The sequence below is a fragment of the Mesobacillus subterraneus genome (genome assembly GCF_000934845.1).
GTDB classification, from domain to species: domain Bacteria; phylum Bacillota; class Bacilli; order Bacillales; family Cytobacillaceae; genus Mesobacillus; species Mesobacillus stamsii.
Genome location: NZ_JXIQ01000003.1, coordinates 11,660 through 30,534, shown reverse-complemented (window position 1 = coordinate 30,534; position 18,875 = coordinate 11,660). Strand labels below are relative to the sequence as shown.

Annotated in this window: 16 protein-coding genes and 1 pseudogene; 11 read left to right on the top strand and 6 right to left on the bottom strand. The window is 38.6% G+C overall.

Annotated features, from left to right (window positions below; translation table 11 throughout):
* Positions 1 to 593 precede the first annotated feature (593 nt).
* A complete protein-coding gene (locus UB32_RS00625; RefSeq protein WP_044390350.1) occupies positions 594 to 2,147 on the bottom strand; it encodes a class I adenylate-forming enzyme family protein in 1,554 nt (517 codons plus the stop codon).
* 14 nt (positions 2,148 to 2,161) lie between these two features.
* Positions 2,162 to 2,929 carry an enoyl-CoA hydratase-related protein gene (locus UB32_RS00620; protein ID WP_044390349.1) on the bottom strand — a complete coding sequence of 256 codons (768 nt, stop codon included), beginning with the start codon at positions 2,927 to 2,929 and terminating at the stop codon, positions 2,162 to 2,164.
* Positions 2,930 to 3,236: 307 nt separating this feature from the next.
* Here UB32_RS00620 and UB32_RS00615 point away from each other — a divergent pair, with 307 nt between their 5' ends.
* The 3 genes and pseudogenes from UB32_RS00615 (at position 3,237) to darG (ending at position 5,883) form a co-directional block, all read left to right on the top strand.
* Positions 3,237 to 3,815 carry a TetR/AcrR family transcriptional regulator gene (locus UB32_RS00615; RefSeq protein ID WP_044390348.1) on the top strand — a complete coding sequence of 193 codons (579 nt, stop codon included), beginning with the start codon at positions 3,237 to 3,239 and terminating at the stop codon, positions 3,813 to 3,815.
* Positions 3,816 to 4,188: 373 nt separating this feature from the next.
* Positions 4,189 to 4,812: pseudogene (locus tag UB32_RS20335) on the top strand (terminase large subunit domain-containing protein); the annotation flags it as partial.
* Between the two features lie 30 nt (positions 4,813 to 4,842).
* The gene (gene darG / locus UB32_RS00600) at positions 4,843 to 5,883 is read left to right on the top strand and encodes a type II toxin-antitoxin system antitoxin DNA ADP-ribosyl glycohydrolase DarG (RefSeq protein ID WP_044390343.1); all 1,041 of its coding nucleotides are present in this window, start codon (positions 4,843 to 4,845) and stop codon (positions 5,881 to 5,883) included.
* Between the two features lie 371 nt (positions 5,884 to 6,254).
* Here darG and UB32_RS00595 read toward each other — a convergent pair whose 3' ends face one another.
* Together UB32_RS00595 and UB32_RS00590 are read right to left on the bottom strand one after the other, a co-directional pair.
* A complete protein-coding gene (locus UB32_RS00595) occupies positions 6,255 to 6,506 on the bottom strand; it encodes a DUF3006 domain-containing protein (protein WP_044390341.1) in 252 nt (83 codons plus the stop codon).
* Entirely contained in the window at positions 6,490 to 8,199 is a 1,710-nt protein-coding gene (locus UB32_RS00590; RefSeq protein WP_052806896.1) for an S-layer homology domain-containing protein, read from the bottom strand. The genes UB32_RS00595 and UB32_RS00590 overlap by 17 nt, the downstream gene beginning before the upstream one ends.
* A 790-nt stretch (positions 8,200 to 8,989) precedes the next feature.
* Here UB32_RS00590 and UB32_RS00585 point away from each other — a divergent pair.
* The 8 genes from UB32_RS00585 to UB32_RS00550 all read left to right on the top strand — a co-directional run bounded on the left by UB32_RS00585 (position 8,990) and on the right by UB32_RS00550 (position 16,770).
* On the top strand, positions 8,990 to 9,838 hold the full coding sequence (locus UB32_RS00585) for a MurR/RpiR family transcriptional regulator (RefSeq protein ID WP_044390339.1): 849 nt from the start codon (positions 8,990 to 8,992) through the stop codon (positions 9,836 to 9,838).
* Positions 9,839 to 9,978: 140 nt separating this feature from the next.
* Positions 9,979 to 11,307, top strand: coding sequence for an ABC transporter substrate-binding protein (locus tag UB32_RS00580; protein ID WP_241768392.1), 1,329 nt, complete (start codon positions 9,979 to 9,981; stop codon positions 11,305 to 11,307).
* Between the two features lie 223 nt (positions 11,308 to 11,530).
* Positions 11,531 to 12,424: a carbohydrate ABC transporter permease gene (locus UB32_RS00575; protein ID WP_044390336.1), complete on the top strand. Its 894-nt coding sequence runs from the start codon at positions 11,531 to 11,533 to the stop codon at positions 12,422 to 12,424.
* Between the two features lie 12 nt (positions 12,425 to 12,436).
* Positions 12,437 to 13,270: a carbohydrate ABC transporter permease gene (locus UB32_RS00570; protein WP_044390333.1), complete on the top strand. Its 834-nt coding sequence runs from the start codon at positions 12,437 to 12,439 to the stop codon at positions 13,268 to 13,270.
* A 27-nt stretch (positions 13,271 to 13,297) separates the two neighbouring features.
* Positions 13,298 to 14,359 carry a serine hydrolase domain-containing protein gene (locus UB32_RS00565; RefSeq protein WP_044390331.1) on the top strand — a complete coding sequence of 354 codons (1,062 nt, stop codon included), beginning with the start codon at positions 13,298 to 13,300 and terminating at the stop codon, positions 14,357 to 14,359.
* 18 nt (positions 14,360 to 14,377) lie between these two features.
* A complete protein-coding gene (locus UB32_RS00560; protein ID WP_044390329.1) occupies positions 14,378 to 15,379 on the top strand; it encodes a BadF/BadG/BcrA/BcrD ATPase family protein in 1,002 nt (333 codons plus the stop codon).
* Between the two features lie 56 nt (positions 15,380 to 15,435).
* On the top strand, positions 15,436 to 16,353 hold the full coding sequence (gene murQ, locus UB32_RS00555) for an N-acetylmuramic acid 6-phosphate etherase (protein ID WP_044390328.1): 918 nt from the start codon (positions 15,436 to 15,438) through the stop codon (positions 16,351 to 16,353).
* Between the two features lie 219 nt (positions 16,354 to 16,572).
* The gene (locus tag UB32_RS00550; RefSeq protein ID WP_044390326.1) at positions 16,573 to 16,770 is read left to right on the top strand and encodes a hypothetical protein; all 198 of its coding nucleotides are present in this window, start codon (positions 16,573 to 16,575) and stop codon (positions 16,768 to 16,770) included.
* 346 nt (positions 16,771 to 17,116) lie between these two features.
* On the opposite strand, the gene UB32_RS20125 is transcribed toward UB32_RS00550, so the two are convergent.
* Together UB32_RS20125 and UB32_RS00545 are read right to left on the bottom strand one after the other, a co-directional pair.
* Positions 17,117 to 17,269 carry a hypothetical protein gene (locus tag UB32_RS20125; RefSeq protein WP_198528137.1) on the bottom strand — a complete coding sequence of 51 codons (153 nt, stop codon included), beginning with the start codon at positions 17,267 to 17,269 and terminating at the stop codon, positions 17,117 to 17,119.
* Positions 17,270 to 17,271: 2 nt separating this feature from the next.
* Positions 17,272 to 18,723: a carbon starvation CstA family protein gene (locus tag UB32_RS00545; protein ID WP_044390324.1), complete on the bottom strand. Its 1,452-nt coding sequence runs from the start codon at positions 18,721 to 18,723 to the stop codon at positions 17,272 to 17,274.
* Between the last annotated feature and the right edge of the window lie 152 nt (positions 18,724 to 18,875).

Below are 18,875 nucleotides of genomic sequence, written 5' to 3'. Positions count from 1 at the left end.
AGTAGCTTCGGGAATGCAGGATTTAAAAGAAGGATATTCTGGATATGTGTTGAATTACGGGATTTCAATAATTGCACCTTATTTCCATTGCGGGTACCACTATTATACTATAAAGAATTAGACTTGATTGGTAGGTTTTTGAGCAATCGTAGAGCGATTTCGTTCTTCCTAGGTCTCATTCGGGAATCGAAATATTTGCTGCATGGTCGGTTGTTTTAGTTTTGCTGGGGTTATTTGTCCTGGGCTTGTAGCGGCATGGGTATTTTAAATCTCAAGATATAAATTGCTTCGAAAATATGGCATAAACCATAATAATGATGCGATGACTGGCGCATCTCTAGGAGCGAAATAGTCCATCGTCCATAGGACAATAACAAGAGAAAGGCTCATAAAATGGGGACTCAAGGATATGTCCCGACTTTATGAGAAACGATACTTAAAAGGTTGAACCGCCCTGTATGGATTCGTACGCAGGGTGGTGTGAGAGGTCGACTAGCCAATTAATGGCTAGTCATCTACTCGATTTCCCAACCAATTGCATGCCCAACTAATGTTCAACTTGAAGCTGCTTCTCAGCCATGCTTAACAGACAATTATTTTGGAGATGCCTGGTTATCTTCCCTCCGAAGCTTTCTCCTTACAATTTTACCGACAGCGCTTTTCGGAAGGCTATCAATGAATACAACATATTTTGGTTTTTTATAAGAAGCTAGATGCTGTTGGCAATGCAGGATGAGTTCTGCTGATGTTGCAGTCATTCCTTCCTTTAGTACGATGAATGCTTTGACTGTCTCCACCCACTTTTCATCAGGTACGCCGACGACAGCGGCTTCTCTCACTGCAGGGTGTTGATAGAGCACCTCTTCCACCTCACGAGGATAAATGTTATAGCCGCCACTAATAATCATGTCTGATTTTCGATCCACAAGATACATGTAGCCATCTTCATCGATGTATCCCATATCACGGGTATATACCCACTTTCCCTTCATCGTCTCTTTTGTCAGTTGCTCCTCTTTCCAATAACCAGCCATTGCCTGACTGGAGGAGATGATAATCTCGCCAATTTCCCCTGCCTTCATTTCCTGTCCTTCTTCATTTACAATCTTTAATTCTGTTGTTACCGTTGGCCTTCCACAGGATAGAAGTCGGTTGTATTGTTGAGGATTTTCAAGTGCCTCCACGTGATCGTCAATCCCCATTACCGTCAGGATAAGTGGAGCTTCGGTTTGGCCAAAGTATTGGATGAACTTCGGTCCCCATAATTCCAATCCTCTTTTCAGTGCTTCGCGAGGCATAGGAGAGGCACCGTAGATGATGGAGCGGACGGAATTGAATGAGTATTTTCCCACATCAGGGTATGACAGCAACATGACTACCATCGTTGGTACAAGGTTCAGGGTTGTCGGTTTTAATTGTTCAACCGCTTCAAGGAAAGACTTTGGTTCAAAACCTGGCAAAATGGCATTTGAAGCTCCGCTCACCCAGTGAGGGAGGATGAGTGTTCCGGATGCGTGAGTGAGTGGTGCGGCATGCATCATCATGTCGCCCTCTTTTATTGTGAGTGTAGACAAAATATTTGCTGCGATAGCTGCCCATGAACGTTGTGTATGAATGGCCGCTTTCAATTTACCTGTTGTACCTGACGTATATTGAAGAGTTACAGGATCATCTTCCTTCAATTCGACTTCGGGTTCTTCATCAGAGACTAGCTCCATTTCTTTAGAAACCGGAATTGTCCAATCGTACGTTGATACACCATTAACTTGACAATACCATTCCAAATCTGGGGTCTGTGGACGCAAAGTTGCAACTTTTTCAGCAAACTCCTCTGTAAAAAGTAATGCTTTTGCATCCGTTTCATTAATCATGTGAATTAATTCTTGCTCAGAAAGCCTCGTATTCAAAGGGACGCGTACAAGTCCCGATTTAATCATTGCAAAATCAATTTCTACACTTTGGACTGAATTGGCAAGCAAAAAGGCCACCCGATCGCCTTTTTTGAGGCCAAGTTTGTGGAGAGCATTTGCAAGCCGATTGGAGTTTTGGTTCACTTCTTTGAATGTACGTGAATCCCCTTCATAAATGACAGCAATCTTATCAGGATAATATACAGCGCCACGGCGAATCAATTCTGCAGCAATCATTCTCTTCATCCCCCTTATTGTTTACGATTTTTGAAATTTCCTAATCCTTCTTCTGTTTCAAAGCTTTTTGTATGGGGCATACCAAGTTGACATTCAATACGTAAGGCTTCCTCCAACGGCAACCCCCAACCTCTGACCGCCGCTTGTTTATCCGTTAAAAGTGAACCCTGCGGATAAGCAGCAATCTGTTGGGCAAGTTCTATTGCACGGTTCAATAGATGTTGAGAATCAACCACCTCTGTGACGAGACCCCAATCCAGTGCAACTCTTGCATTGATTCTCCGACCTGTGATAATCAAATCCATTCCCCTTCCCCAGCCCACAATCCTGGGAATCCTTTGTGTACCCCCATCCACAAGCGGTACATTCCATCTGCGTTCTAGACAGCCGAACTCTGCGTTTTCCGAAGCGATTCGAATATCACACCAGGCAGCCATCTCCAATCCACCAGCAAAACAGTACCCGTTCACTGCTGCGATTGTGGGCTTGAAAATGTCCGTCATCCTGGTGAACCCCAGATATCCGCTACCGTTGTAAACGAACTGAGGATCATATTGATCATTCGGTCTTAAGGTATCAATCGCCTTCAAATCCGCTCCGGAACTGAAGGAGGCTCCTTCCCCGGTAAGAATCGCCACCCTTGCATCAGAATCATCGCGAAAGTTGACCCAAGCTTCATTTAATTGACCGGCTGTTTCCCCATCGATGCAGTTGTGTTTCTCCGGGCGATTAATTTTTATCACAGTAACAGGACCAACTTGTTCAACAAGCACTTTGCGCATGATATCCCCCCTCGTATATTAGTAAGAGCTCTTTCTAGAAGAATTTCCAGTTGATCCCGATCCTCTGAAATTAGTTTAGGACCTATGCATAGGTTTTAAAAGGTTGGCCTCTCTGGTTCCCCATCAAATATTTTTTTGTTTTACCCCTTTACTGAAATTAATAAAGAGCAAGATAATTTACTTACTAGTAAGTAAATTATCTAATTATTCTAAATTTAACACGTAATTAAAGGAAAATCAACGCCATATTGCGAAAATTCAACCTTCCTTGTAAACTTTTTATATTAGAAGAGAGACGGTGATATAAATGAGAAACTATAAAGAGGTAACAAGGGAACGGATTATTGATGAAGCTGCTGCACTATTTTTTGAGAAGGGCTATAAAAATACAAGTCTGGAAACAGTAGCAAAACAATTGGAGATCACTCGTCCTGCAATCTATCACTATTTTAAAAATAAAGAGGAAATCATCACAGCAATCATTCGCGAAGTTTTGAAAAAGGTGACAGCTTACTCAGAAAAAGTGCTTAATCAAAATATAAAACCCTCGGAAAAATTTGAGCAAATGGTTATTCAACACTTATTGCTCATTCTGAAAAATAAAATATTCGTGGGTATTTTCTTTGAGGAACAAAAAAGTTTACCTGAACAGGCAACCAAAGAAACCATTAAACTTATTGACGAATACTATAAAACTTGCACAGATCTCTATAAAAAGGCGATGGAGGGAGGGTGTTTCATTCAAACTGACCCATCGATTGCGGTACAAACAATTCTAGGAGCTTGCAGCTGGTCTTACAAGTGGTATTCACAGGCTGGTTCAATGGCAGCGGAAGAAATGGCGAAAACAATGAGCGTGATTTTAATGAGGGGGTATCGCGTATGAGAGGGACATAGGGACAGGTTCCTTGTCCCACCATTTTTTTACAACTGAAGGCATGGGGTGTGGGTGGCTGGGTTGTGTGAGAATGAATAAACAAAAATCCGCCTGGGCAATGTGTCTTGGTGGATTTTTTGTAATCGGGTTATTCTAAGTCTTTTGTACTGTAGGATTTTCATTTATTGTCGCGAATTGGTTTTTCTTTATGGGAGAAGGGGCGGTTCCTGGGTTCCATTAGGAAATCGAAATGTTTGCTGATGGGCGGGTTGTTAGAGTTTTACTGGGGGTTATTCCGTTTTAGTTGAAAAAGAAAGAGGTGACCAATGGGTTTCTTTCGATCTGTTGCCTTGGCAAGACCAAATTATCCCAGATGTATTTGGAACGGTTAAGGAGAACACCTACTAATAGTTTTTATGAGGTGCTATCTGCTGAAGCATACACGAAACATGGTCTTAATGTTCACTCGGTTGTCTTTGATGAATTGCACGCCCAACCAAACCGAGAGCTATTTGATGTTATGACAAAAGGTTCTGGGGATGCTCGACTGCAGCCGCTTTTCTTTTTAATTACGACTGCAGGTACGGATCGGAACTCCATTTGTTAGGAAGTCCATCAAAAAGCGGTAGACATTATCGAGGGAAGAAAGATTGACCCTACTTTTTATCCAGTCATTTACGGAATGAAAGACGACGATGATTGGACTAATGAAAAGACATGGTATAAAGCCAATCCATCTTTGGACCATACCATCGACATAGAGAAAGTTAGAAATGCATTTATTAGTGCAAGGGAAAATCCTGCTGAAGAAAACATCTTCAGACAGCTGCGGTATACTAAGAATGTAAAAATGGCTGAATGTTTGACGCCTTTAATTGTTCCAGCCAAGCTTTTTCATTGTATATATGTGAAAAATGAAGAAACAAGGTCACTAGTAAGGGAGAAATTACAGTCAAAGGAAATTACCAAAACTCCGCCATTTGTCGATGTTGGTTACTGGCTATAGAAAAATCCGTTTAAGAAAGTGGGGTGAAAAATGATTATCTATACTTCAGGTGATTTATTAAAATCATCAGCAGATGCATTGGTGAATACGGTAAATTGTGAAGGCTATATGGGGAAAGGGATCGCTTATCAGTTCAAAATGCAGTTTCCTAACAATAATAAAGATTATCTCAAAGCCTGTAAAACAGGAGAACTACAAATTGGGAAGCTACATCATTATAAAGAAGATGGTAAAATCATCATTAACTTTCCGACTAAAAACAAGTGGAGAGCGAAGTCTAAGATTGAATATGTAGAAAAAGGACTGAACGAGCTTGTAAAGTTAATAGAGCAATTGGGTATTCAATCGATTTCTATTCCACCTTTAGGGAGCGGAAATGGTGGTTTGATTTGGAATGATGTGAAATTGTTAATTGAGAAAAAGCTATCCGATGTTGATGAAAATGTTCAAATCCTTATATACGAACCGTCACAAAATTACGTATCCCAACCAAAAGCTGAACCTAATTTAAGTTTATCAGGGCTTGTTTTAATGGATATCAAACATCACCTCAAGAAATTTGATACGTTACGACTTCAAAAGACGGCTTTCTATATGGATATTTTTTCTGGGGAGCATTATTTCAATTTCACAAGACATAAATACGGTCCGTACGATAATTCTATTGCTATTCTTAGTAAGAACATTAAAGAATATCAGAAGTATCATGGGGTTGAAAATACGCAAGAGGCCTACTGTATTTTATATAATAAAATTGTAAGTGGTCAAGTTGAATCAAAGCTTGCAACGTTACAACCATTTATTAAAAAAGCGGCAGAATACATTAACGCACTCAGTACTAATCATGAATTAGAATGTTTGTCTACTATTACGTATTTATTGAAGGAAAAACAAGAATTAACACAAGCTGAAATTGTAGATGAATTCAAACGCTGGTCAGAAGTTAAAGCAAACAGATTTTCAGAAGATGATATCGTAAGCGGGATCGATAAGTTGTTCGACCTTCACATTATTGAAAAAACATTAATGGGATACACACTTAAACAATCGTTCGCTTATAATCATAATTAATGGGACAAATAGACGGTCCTTTTAGAGGACAATCGGAAGTTTTCCACAAAAAAAGGCACGATCAGCGGTTTTAGCTGCTCATCGTGCCTTTTGCTTTTTAGGTCTTTCCTCTAACCCACAAAATTTTTGATTGCCTCAGAAGAATGGAGTCGCACCATGGCGTGAGGACGATCTATGACAATTCAATCTTGGACTTCCTCTCTATTTCTGGAGTTTTTTTGATTCCTTGAAGGAACCAAAGGTATTCAAATGGGGAAAATGATGGAATAGAAAGACTGGCGATATTTAGATTTAAAGAGCATAATAACAATTATATTTAACTCGTGTCCCTTAATTGTAAAAATAGCCCCTCTTTTGTAGAGGGACTATTTTTACTTCTTCTTAAGTTTATTCAGCAGATCTTCCACCTTCTGCCTGGCAGCTTCAGTCTCATCTTCTAACAATTTTACTTCCTGTACACTGTCATCCTCATTAAATTCAACAAATAAGATATCGCCTTCTTCAGCACTTGAGGGCAAAGATTCTTTTCCAATTAAAACCTCTGTAGTTTCATCCTCTCTAAACAACAATACAGCCATTTCTTTTTCGAATCGGTCAAGTGTGTACTTACCTGGCAAGTTCATCAATTATCGTCCCCTGCGGGTCAATTAGTCTTGCGGCGTCCCCGTTATTATCCCAGATATAAGCTGTAGTCCAAAGAAGATGAGTCGGCCTACTTTCATAAGCGCTTCTTCCAGTTGTCACAGTAACCGAGGCACCTTTTTTCAAGACAAAATCACTTGGAAAGTCGTATTGCTGGTTTCCATCAACACTGATTAATGTCCAGCCATCCATTGGAATATCTTTTGTATCGATATTTTTCAATGTAACGATTTCTTGGCTTAAATCTAGATTCGTGATATCGATTTTTCCAGTATTGGGATTTGGCTGAGGTTCAGTTCCTGGAACACCTTGAACAAGTTGTATGGATGAACCATCTGATTCAAAAGCAATATCTCCATTGGTTGTTGGTACTACTGTCGCACCCATAGCTGTTAGTCGATTTACAACAACGCTATCGGGGTGTCCGTAACTATTTCCTTCTCCAAAAGACAATACTGCCCATGCTGGTGTGACCTCGTTTAAGAACACTTGGGAAGATCCCGTTTCAGATCCATGATGGGAAACCTTAAGCACATCTGCATTCACATCAAAGCTGGAAACCATGTCAGCTTCCGTTTGGATTCCTGCATCTCCGGTAAATAAGAATGATTTTGAACCGTGAGTAACTTTCAATACAACAGATGCCTCATTATTATCCGCAGCACCTTCACCGCTATTCAATACTTGAACCTTCATTGCGGAATCTACATTTAAGTATTCTCCTGTTTTTGCAATATGGAAAGGGATATTTTTCTGGTCAATCAATGTTAAGTATTCCATGTAAGTTTGAGACGTATGGGATTGCCCACTATCAATCACATTTTTAACAGTCATTTGATTTAACACCGGAATTAAACCTCCAATATGGTCCGCATCAGGGTGTGTCGCCACCAGATAATCAATGGATGTTACGCCAGCTGCTTTAAGGTAGGAAACAACTTTTTCACCAGCTGTATTGTTACCTCCATCGATTAAAATCGTTTTCCCATTTGGAGTAATTAATAAACTGCTGTCTCCTTGTCCAACATCCAGGAAGTGAACAGCTAATTTACCGTTTGAGGTAGATGGCTTTACTTTAAAACTATCATTTAAAGCCCTAGCCAAGAAAGCAGAAAAGTCTCCGCGCGACAGCTGTTTATTTGGTCTGAAAGTATTGTCTGCATACCCTGTCGTTATGTCAAAGGCGAGAATCTTTTTAATCGAGGAGTAAGCCGTCATACTCGGGCTTACATCTGAAAAATAAACAGTTGCTTCATTACTTAACTTAAACGCTCTGGCTAGGAAAATAGCCATTTGCCCGCGTGTAACTGGCTCCTTTGGCCTATATGTGCCATCAGCATATCCACTGACTATTCCCTGCTTAACCGCCGAATCTATATATCCGGATGCATAATTGCTTGCATCCACATCAGAAAAAGTTGTGTTCCTTTTCGTGCCATCTAACTTTAGCGCTCTGCCAATCATAGCCGCGGCAGCATCTCTCGTTACAACAGCATTTGGCTTAAACTCACCATTGCCGTAACCGCTAATAATCCCGCGATCATACAGATACATGACCTCGTCATAGAAATTGTAGCTTGAATGTACATCCGTAAACTCCGTACTAGCATGTACATTCGGGGTAAAGAAGCTGAACAAAAACACAGAACAAATTATCAATAATAATTTTTTCAATCTCTCCACTCCTTTCTACTATTACTAGGTTAACACAGGGGTAATAGTAGATTAAATGGGACAAAGGGACAGTTTTTGCGTCTCGTTCGAGAGTGGAAATATTTGCTGGTGGATAGGTTGTCTGAGATTTGTTGGGGTTATTTTTCCTGGGCAAGAAGCAGCGCGGGTATTTTAAATCTAAAGTTTGGGACATGGGGACTGTTCTTGTGTCCTTTCGGAAGTTGAAATAGTTTGCTGATGGTGAGGTTGCCCGGGTATTGCTGGTTTTATTTGTCCTGAATTTTAAATCAACATGTGTTTTTTCAAATGCATAACAAAAGCCAGGTCGAAAAGGGTTGTGTGTTCTGACCTGTTTTTTGTTAATGGATGGAATTTTATTCTAGATCCTTTGTGTTGTAACTTTTGTTTTCGTTATGGTGGGTATAAGCCAATTTGGCTGGGATTGATTTCTCTTGCATAGATGGATGAAAGGGTAGTTAGGCAGGGTTGAACTCATTCTTCCCATCCCCACCTTAAGTTGGAAACGGAAATCCGGACACAGCAATGGTTCTATTAGAGGGAAATCGAAAGTTTTGCGCTAAAAAAGGCACGATAAGCGGTTTTAACTGCTTATCGTGCCTTTTGATTCAGCTTAAGAATTGGCGAGACAGAATCCACAGTAAATTTTAAAATTTCTGAAATTGCAGAAAAATATATTGACGCAATATTAACATTTTATTAAAATGTAATTAAACTTTATATTTTTAAAGTAATTTGTGGAGTTTTACTACACTAAAGATGGGAGATAAAAATGGAAAATGGGTTGGAACGAATTAGACAAGGCATATCTATATTAAAACCATCTGAAAGAAAAGTTTCTGAATATATTCTTGATAACCCAAAAGAGATATTGCAAATGCCTATTGCCGTGTTATCAAAGAAAACGAATACAAGTGAAGCGACAATAATTCGAATGTGCCGATCGCTTCATTTTAAGGGGTATAGTGAATTAAAGTTAAATATCGCTGCTGCTCTTCCACAAAAAAATCCAATTGAGCATAAATATCAAGATATATCACCAGATTCAAGTCTCTCAGAAACAATTTCACAAATCGCTTCCAATAATATATATTCCATCAAAAATACACTTTCAGTTAATGATGAGGAAGTTATGAAAAAGGTGATTCAAGGGCTCCATACAGCCAGAAGAATCGCTATCATTGGTGTTGGTGCATCTGGGATTGTTGCACTTGATTTCGAACAAAAATTAAAACGTATTAATAAATGGTGTGAGGCATTAATTGATAGTCATTCACAATTAGTTTCCGTAATAAATTTAAATGATGAGGATGTTCTCTTTGCTATCTCGTATTCAGGAGAAACGAAAGAAATAATTAATGCTGTAAACATTGCTAAAAAAAATAACATTAAAGTTATTTCTCTAACAGAATACTCTAATAACACACTCCAAAAACTTGCTGACCACAATCTATTTGTATCGTCAACTGAAAACTTTATTCGAAGTGCTGCAACTGCCTCTAGAATCTCACAACTCACTATCATTGATATTTTATTCACTGGATTAGCCTCTTTATATTTTGATGAAGCAGTAAAATACTTGGATAAAACGAGAGAAGTTATCTCAAAGTTTTCCAAATGATTTTCTTTGTAGTATCTACTTTTCATTGGTAGTAACCGTTAATCACTTTCCTTTTCCTAATCTTGTAGTGATTAAAGGTTTAAACAAATACAAAAAAAGAGGTGTTAAGGAGTATGTTTTTCAAAAGAAGTTGGTTGATTATGATTGCTTCAATTCTGTTGTTTGCTTTGGTTGGCTGTTCAAATGAAACTACATCAGAAGAACCCAAAAATGGAGAGCCTAAACAAGGTTCAAGCGATGGTGTTTCAGGTGATCTGGAAGTTCAATATTTCGTTGGAGGCTATGGAGATGAGTTTTGGAAAAAAGCCATCGAGGACTTTAAAGGTACCTATCCTGATGTAAATGTAATTGAACATGCAGGCCCAGACATTAATACGGAAATGAACACACGTTGGATTTCCAATGATCCACCTGATGTTGTTTACATCGATGGCAATGGTGCAAATGAAACTCAAATGATTGCTGATGGACAGCTAATGGATATCAGTGAATGGGCCAAAAACATTAAGATGGAAGATGGAACTCCGTTGTTACAGAGCTTTATTTCACCAGCGGAAGAATTGGACGGTGGAAAAATATATAGTTTACCTCTTGTTTTTGATACTTGGGGTGTATGGTATGACAGCACATGGTTTGAAAAACAAGGATGGGAAGCACCAACTGATTTTGACAGTTGGATGGAATCAATGAAACAGATTAAAAAGGATGCTGATATTTCACCATTTAATACTACTGGTCAATATGCACAGTACTTCCAACGTGGAGTATTATATCCAGCATTTGCTGCTGCTGGTGGTGAGGAGTTATTAAATGACTTGTCAAATGGAGTTATTGAAGCGTGGGAAAGTGAAGAAGTTTTAAAGGTTATGAAAAAAGTACAAGCAATCGTTGATGCAGATTTGGTGGATTCAGGTTTTGCAGCTTATAACCATACCCAATCTCAAATGAACTTCTTACTTCATAAGAATGCATACATTCCAGTTGGTTTCTGGCTTCCAAATGAAATGGAAAAAGATACTCCTAAAGATTTTAAATTTGGGTTTGTTCCTACACCCATGAATGATACGGGAGATGCAATGGCGCTTGTCCCAGATATTCGTACAGTTGCGATTGCGAAAGAAGCAGACAATCCAGAAGCGGCAAAAGCATTCCTTGAATTCATTTTTACTGAAAAATATGCGCAAAAATTTGCTGAGACAACTGGGGCAATCATGAATTTAAAGAATGTAGACCTGTCAGCAAATAATAATGTTCCTGAGTTCTTAAAAGGAATTAATGATATGATCAATAATCCTGGTCAGATTGAAATTCATCAAAGAAATACTCCAGAAGGTGATGAGCAAGATATTGCTGTTGAGATCACTGCTGAAATCAAGCTGCAGATTGTTGACATACTAATGGGACGGATTAGTGCAGAAGAATTTGTAGAAAACATGACAAAGAAAGCAAAAGAATTGAGAGGCAACTAAAACTTTATGATAAAAATAAAGAGAGATCGTGAAAAATTCAATCTCTCTTCGTTTTTATTAACAGGATAATCAATTTTATAATGGGGATTTTTTACTTCATCCTAAGTAAACAAATTTCAAACTGTGGACTTAAGTACATAAATGAGTAATTCAATTAATTGTTCGTTTTTATATTTAGTTCTCATATTATGGAATTAACAAGTTAAAGAAAGGAGTGATGGGTGTGGTTCTGTCAAAAAAACAAAAATATGTCTTTTTGACGTTTTGTTTACTCCCTACTTTTATAGTATTCTGTATTTTTACAGTCTATCCTATGATTGGTGGTCTATATTATTCATTCTTTGATTGGTCAGGTACCAGTTCAGTCAAAGAATTCATTGGCCTTGGAAACTATCAAAAGCTTTTAAGCGATTCTGTTATTCCTAAAGCAATAGTTAATGATTATATTTTCGTATTTGTAAAAGTATTTGGAATTATGATTTTGGCTCTCTTTTTTGCGGTTGCTCTCACACAACTTCGCTTAAAAGAAGCTCCGTTTTACCGGATCGTTTTCTTTTTCCCAAACATAATGTCGGTGGTTGTTATCGGCATACTATGGCAATTCATTTATGACCCTAATATAGGAATCGTGAATGGAATTCTACGAACAATGGGTTTAGAGGAATGGACAAGGCCATGGTTAGGAGACATGACTTGGGCCTTGCCAAGTATCGCAGTTCCTGCGATTTGGGCAGGTATAGGATTATTCATGTTGTTATTGATGGGTGGAATCACTGACATTCCAAAGAACTTATATGAGGCAGCCGAGATTGATGGAGCAAGCGAATGGCAGCAGTTTTGGAGAATTACAGTTCCGTTGATCTGGCCACAAATCAAAACCTCTATTATCTATATTGTCATTACATCTTTAAACGGCTCTTTTGTCCTCGTTCAAGTAATGACTGCTGGTGGACCAGGGATTGCAACAGAAGTATTAGGTTCTTATTTATATCAGAAAGCTTTCGAAGATTTCAAGTTCGGTTATGGTGCAGCAATTGGAGTGTTAATACTTGTTGCATCTTTACTCACTGTTATAGTTTTACAATTTCTTCTGAAAAAAGAAAAAGTAGAGTATTAGGGAGGGGATGCAATGAATATTATTAGAACACTATCAGGATTAGCAGTAAGAATTCCCTTATTGATTTGGTCTTTTATCGTTATTTTCCCTCTTCTCTGGATGTTTATTGGTGCATTTAAAACAAATGCTGAAATTTTTGCTTCACCATGGGCATTACCTGAAAAATTCAATTTCCAAAATTTCCTTACCGCTTGGACAGATTATAATATCGGAACTGCTTTTGTGAATAGTATGTTTGTTACAGCCCTAGGATCATTGCTTTGCTTAGTCTTTTCAATTCCTACGGCTTATGCACTAGAAAGAATGCGTTTTAAAGGAAATGAAATCATATTAAACACATACCTCTCTTCCATGATGATTCCATCTGTACTAGGATGGATTCCATTATTCTTCTTATTATTAAAACTAAACCTGTTAGATAATTTATGGGCTCTATCACTAATTTATGCAGTTTCACATATTCCATTTACCATATTTATATTAATTAGTTTCATGGGAAATGTGCCAAAGGAATTAGAAGAAGCAGCTACGATCGATGGAATGGGCCCTTACGGTATTCTCTTTAAAATTGTCACCCCATTAGTAAAGTCAGGAATTATTACAGCGACTATCTTAAACGCAATTTCCTTTTGGAATGAATATTTTTTAGCTTTAATCCTGTTGCAACAAGAAAGCAAAAATACATTGGGGGTTGCCATGGACTTATTAAAGACTAATGCAAAATATGAAAGCGCTTGGGGAGTGCTATTTGCAGGTCTATGTATAGCAGTCATTCCGGTAATAATCTTTTACTCTGTATTCCAGCGCCATATTGTTAAGGGCATGACAGAAGGAGCTATTAAATAAAGCGTTGTGAAAGGGGGAAAGAAAATCATGGTACTAGCAAACTTTGAAAAGGTTACACAATTTATTGAAAAAATGGTGATGGAAGAACATGTACCTGGTGTGGTTATAGGTGTAACAACTGCAGAAAAAACATTGTATAAACAAGCTTTTGGGTATGCTCATTACACTGAAAAAATAAAGATGGCGGATGAGACTATTTTTGATTTAGCCTCTTTAACCAAGGTTATAGCTGTACTGCCTTCCATCCTACAATTATTAGATGAGGGAGAACTAGAGTTAGATGATCCCATTGCATACTATCTCCCACAGTTTAAAAAAAATCATCAAGATATTACTCTTAAACATTTATTAGCACATAGTAGTGGTTTCCAACCAGAAATTAAATTTTATCTTAATAACATTAGCGATCATGACACTATTGATACTATTGCACAAATACAGGAAAAGAAAAGGCCGGGAGAGGAAGTAATTTATAGCGATTTGAACTTTATTTTACTTGGAAAAATTATTGAAAAAATAGTAGGCATGTCACTAGCTGCGTATACAAAAAAGTTTATTTTTGACCCGTTAGGAATGAAAAATACATATTTTAATCCACCTTCAAATCAAAAACATCGGACTGCGGCAACGGAGTTAATTGAATCTTTAAATGACTATCGCTGGGGAGAAGTGCACGATGAAAATACGCTGCACTTTGGAGGAGTAAGTGGTCATGCCGGGTTATTTTCCACTCTAGAGGATCTCGCTATATTTTCAAGGATGATTTTAAATGGTGGAGTTATGAATCAGAAGAGAATCATTTCACCACAATCCATTGCTTTGAGTACTAACACTTATACAAAGCAGTTGAATCTCAACAGAGGTTTGGGGTGGGAGTTGTATGATTCACCATCATTTTCAGGTCAATTTTTGCAGGATGGATTTGGTCATACTGGTTTTACTGGAACATCAATTTGGTTTTCTAAGAAAAACAATTTTTCTACTATTCTTCTTACAAATCGTGTTCATTTTGGCCGTGAAAGAAATATTAGTAGAATGAGAAGAATTATTCACAACTTAGTAGCGATTGAAATGTCGGATGCATACTAAAAAAATGAGGGAATGGTTATGCAATTAAAGAATGCAACAACAAAAAGATGGATTGCAGTTGACGGTGGGGGCACGAAAACAATCTGTGTTATTGGTGACGAACAAGGGCACATTTTATCAAAGGCAATTGGTGTTGCTAGCAATATCCACACGATTTCACATCAAAAGGTATACAAAACCTTAACAGATATAATGGAAAGAGTAATAGTAGACTCTGGTTCAATTTTGGAACAAATTGAAAGCATTTATCTTTGTTTAGCTGGTGCTGACAGAGATAACGATAAATGGATCATTAAAAATCTTTTTAAAAATACGGTTTATGAACAGAAAATCAAAATTAAAAACGATGCACAGGCTGCTCTGGCATCAGGAACGTGGGGGGAGTCAGGACTTATATTAATTGCTGGTACTGGCTCAATTGTTTATGGAATTTCAACTACAACTGGAAAAAGTACTAGAGTTGGTGGATGGGGCTTTCTTCTCGGAGATGAAGGAAGTGGGTTTTACATAGGACAGAGAGCACTAAAAGCAGTTATGAAATCTTATGATGATAGAGGGCCAAAGACAGAATTAACGACCCTCATTTTAAACCACTTCCAATTACAGCACGTTCCGGAGCTTGTCAGGATATATTCTGGTGAAAATATAGTGCCCAATATAGCGAAACTATCTAAAATTGTTTTTAGTGCTGCTAAAAATGAAGACCCTGTTGCATTAGAGATCTTGGAGAATGCTGTTAATGAGCTTATTAAAATGGTGGAGGCTGCTAGCCAAAAACAGTTTGAAAGCAAGGAAGACGTTCTTGTTTTACATGGAGGCCTTTTTTCAGATTCACTTTTTAAAAATTTGTTCTTGGGAAAATTAAAATCTATTCATCAAAATTTCAAAATAGTTCAACCTGAAATACCCGCGGTAATTGGTGCCTATTTATTAGGAATAAGAGAATCTGGAATAATAATCGACGAGAAAATCAAAAAGAATATAAGACTTTCTTGGGATGAAACGAACTTTCTAGAATAGGTATTCAGGCTCTGAAGATGAACTTTAAACTCATTCTTGGCAAAGGAGAAAAATGTATGGAGCTATCAAATCTTACTACAGAGAAAAGAAATCAAGCTAGTACGAATCTGGATCAAATGGCTACTATGGAAATTTTACAAACAATAAACAAGGAAGATAAAACTGTTGCGGATGCGGTTGAAATGGTCCTTCCAACTGTAAATGTGGTTGTAGAGAAAATTGTGGAATCTTTAAATAAAGGTGGAAGGTTGTTTTATATTGGTGCTGGGACGAGCGGTAGAATTGGAATGATGGACGCTTCAGAATGCCCGCCTACATTTTTGACAGACCCAGAAACAGTGCAAACTGTTATGTCAGGAGGCAATAATGCATTTTTCCGGGCAGTTGAAAATGCAGAGGATAATGAACAGCAGGGGGAATTAGATTTAAAACTTAAGAACCTAACAAAAAATGACGTAGTAATCGGCATTACTGCAAGTGGTAGAACACCTTACCCAATCGGTGGGATTAAATACGCAAAAACAAATGGTGCGTATACAGTTGGACTTTCGAGTAATAAAAATTCACTAATTAATGATTATACAGACCAAGGCATTGAAGTGGTTGTGGGACCAGAAGTATTAACTGGTTCAACAAGGATGAAAGCAGCTACAGCCCATAAGATGATTTTAAACATGATTAGTACAACAGTAATGGTGAAATTGGGTAAAGTATACCAAAATTTGATGGTAGACGTGAATGCAAGTAATTATAAGCTAAGAGAAAGAGCTAAAATCATTGTCATGGAAATTACGAACGAATCTTATGAAAAAGCAGAAGAAATATTGAATCAGACGAATTTCGAAGTAAAACCAGCAATAGTAATGTGTCAAACCAATTCCACTTATCAAGAAGCTTTAGTAGCTCTTGAAGAATGTAAAGGTAATGTAAGGAAAACAATTAGTTATTTATTTAACAAGAAAATGGAGAGATAAAATAAAAACAGCAGTTTCGTAGGAAGGATCGAAATGTACCTCTTACTCATTTCGTGTTACGTGGAGACAGATGAGACACAGGGACGGATCGAAGCTGCTGAAAAAGTCCTTTTCTATTTAAAATGAAGTTTTTGAAAATCCCATATTACGATGTTATTTCTTTACATGTGGAGTTTTCCCCCTCATTTTTAAACCAAAAGTAGGGTGGTTTTTTCCAAAATGAAATTTCCCCTTCAAGGCTGCTTCAATACAAGACGAGACATGGGCACGGTTCCAAGATCGCTTTTTGTCAATGGTTTTGTCGGTGGTGGGGTTGTCTGGGTGTTGTTGATTTTCTTTGTCGGTTTATTTCATGCATATTCAAAAGCCATGGGGCTAATACAGGGGTTCTTCCTCTTTAATAAAATTCGCACCTAAAAGTCCACTTTTAAATTTACAAGCGGACTTTTAGGTGCATTTTTTAAAGAATCAGAAAATATAACATTCAGTTCGGGAACTGTCAGCTCCAGCGCCTATTCTCTCGAGTTGCGCCCCCCTAGAAACCTCCGAAACTTCCACTCCGCCGGCAGAAGCAAAAAGCGCTTCTGTGGTGGAGTCTCCAGTTTCTCCGTTTGGCTATACTTTTCGATTTCGGTCCGCTCTATGAAGTCAAAGGTCGACTTCTCGGCCCTCCGAGGCACAGGACACGCTAGACTGCCAGCCACGGACGTGGAGTCATAAGCGAGCAGCGCTTGTTCGGGGTGACCATTTTGCTTTTCTTCTATTATACAAGAAAGGCTGCGAACAGCCCTCCTGCAGTAATGAGAACAATGATGATTTTTGCGATAAGAGGAAGCTGTTCTTTCCCTTTGTTATTAACCTGAGTTTCTTTTTCATTGACCGTTTTGCGATATTCCGGACTGCAGCACCCGCTCATCGTTACGCCACCCCGCTATAGTTGGAGATATCTTCATCTAGCGGGATGTTATTAGCTCGTGCTTTTTTAGCAGCGTTAAAGAAAATAACCGTGATGGCAGCTGTTACGATTAATGCTCCGATATTGGAAACTGTCAAAGACTGGCTGAAGCCAATTTGGGCATTTAAAATATAAGAAGTCGTAGCTGCTGTCATGAACATGCCAGGAATCACGGCAATCCAGTAATTCTTCTTGGCAATGTACAGGTACATTGCACCTACCCAAAGCGCGATAACCGCTGTTGATTGGTTAGCCCAGGAGAAGTATCTCCAAAGGATTGTGAAATCTACTTTTGTCAAAGCGAAAGAGATAACGAATAACGGAACAGCAATCCAAAGACGGCTTGTAATTTTCTTCTGTGAAAAATTGAAGTAGTCAGCAATGATCATACGCGCGCTGCGGAAAGCAGTGTCACCAGATGTGATCGGAAGTATAATGACACCAAGAACAGCAAGCGTTCCGCCGATTGCACCAAGCATCGCTGTTGAAGCTTCACTTACGATTGCAGCGGGTCCGCCGTTAGCGAGGATGTCGTTCAAGCCATTGTAGCCGTCGAACAAGCTCATTGCAGCAGCTGCCCAGATCATTGCGATGATCCCTTCAGCAATCATCATGCCGTAGAAAATTTTACGGCCTTGGTTTTCATTTTGCGTTGTACGAGAAATGATCGGCGTTTGTGTAGCATGGAAACCGGACAGCGCCCCGCAGGAAATGGTTAAGAACAGGAGCGGGAAGATCGTTGCATTATCAGGGTGGAAGTTTGTCAATGATAATTCAGGAATCGGTGCTCCAGTGATGACAAGCATTGCGCCTACTCCGACTGCACTGATTAACAGCAATGCGCCGAAAATTGGGTAGAAGCGACCAATGATTTTATCAATAGGAAGCAGTGTCGCTAAAATATAGTAAATAAAAATTGCTGCGATGATGATTCCCATTGTTGCTTTTCCATCCAACAAGGTGTAAAGCAAATCAGCAGGAGCAGTAACGAAAACGGTTCCAACCAATAGTAAAAGAAGAATCGCGAAGGCATTAACGATATGCTTCATGATTTTCCCAAGGAATTTTCCTGCAAGTTCAGGAAGGTGTGCGCCCCGGTTACGGATGGATATCATACCTGTAAGGTAATCATGGACAGCACCAGCGAAAATCGCGCCAAGAACGATCCAAATGAAGGCAACTGGCCCGTAAAGAGCCCCCATGATTGGCCCGAAAATTGGACCAACACCAGCGATATTCAGGAGCTGGATCAAGGAGTTTTTTGCTGTGGACATTGGCACATAGTCAACGTCATCCTTGTGTGTATAAGCAGGAGTGTTACGACCTTCGTTCACGCCAAATACCTTTTCTACAAATTTGCCATACGTAAAATAACCAACAATTAAAAGTGCGATACCAGCTAGAAAGGTATACATAGGAAACCTCCTTAAAGAAAATTGTATGCGTTTTCACAAGTATAATAGAGAAGGAGAAATTATGGCTGATTTGTGAACAAGATGTAGGAAAATGCGCCTGACGTGCAAAAAATGTCGATTAAAATGCAAAAAGCATCCATTAAGATGCTTGA

Excerpts from the sequence above, each read along its gene's own strand:
- UB32_RS00625 (WP_044390350.1), bottom strand. The coding sequence starts at position 2,147 with ATGATTGCTGCAGAATTGATTCGCCGTGGCGCTGTATATTATCCTGAT.
- UB32_RS00620 (WP_044390349.1), bottom strand. The coding sequence starts at position 2,929 with ATGCGCAAAGTGCTTGTTGAACAAGTTGGTCCTGTTACTGTGATAAAA.
- UB32_RS00615 (WP_044390348.1), top strand. The coding sequence starts at position 3,237 with ATGAGAAACTATAAAGAGGTAACAAGGGAACGGATTATTGATGAAGCT.
- darG (WP_044390343.1), top strand. The coding sequence starts at position 4,843 with ATGATTATCTATACTTCAGGTGATTTATTAAAATCATCAGCAGATGCA.
- UB32_RS00595 (WP_044390341.1), bottom strand. The coding sequence starts at position 6,506 with ATGAACTTGCCAGGTAAGTACACACTTGACCGATTCGAAAAAGAAATG.
- UB32_RS00585 (WP_044390339.1), top strand. The coding sequence starts at position 8,990 with ATGGAAAATGGGTTGGAACGAATTAGACAAGGCATATCTATATTAAAA.
- UB32_RS00580 (WP_241768392.1), top strand. The coding sequence starts at position 9,979 with ATGATTGCTTCAATTCTGTTGTTTGCTTTGGTTGGCTGTTCAAATGAA.
- UB32_RS00570 (WP_044390333.1), top strand. The coding sequence starts at position 12,437 with ATGAATATTATTAGAACACTATCAGGATTAGCAGTAAGAATTCCCTTA.
- UB32_RS00565 (WP_044390331.1), top strand. The coding sequence starts at position 13,298 with ATGGTACTAGCAAACTTTGAAAAGGTTACACAATTTATTGAAAAAATG.
- UB32_RS00560 (WP_044390329.1), top strand. The coding sequence starts at position 14,378 with ATGCAATTAAAGAATGCAACAACAAAAAGATGGATTGCAGTTGACGGT.
- murQ (WP_044390328.1), top strand. The coding sequence starts at position 15,436 with ATGGAGCTATCAAATCTTACTACAGAGAAAAGAAATCAAGCTAGTACG.
- UB32_RS00550 (WP_044390326.1), top strand. The coding sequence starts at position 16,573 with ATGAAATTTCCCCTTCAAGGCTGCTTCAATACAAGACGAGACATGGGC.
- UB32_RS20125 (WP_198528137.1), bottom strand. The coding sequence starts at position 17,269 with ATGAGCGGGTGCTGCAGTCCGGAATATCGCAAAACGGTCAATGAAAAA.
- UB32_RS00545 (WP_044390324.1), bottom strand. The coding sequence starts at position 18,723 with ATGTATACCTTTCTAGCTGGTATCGCACTTTTAATTGTTGGTTATTTT.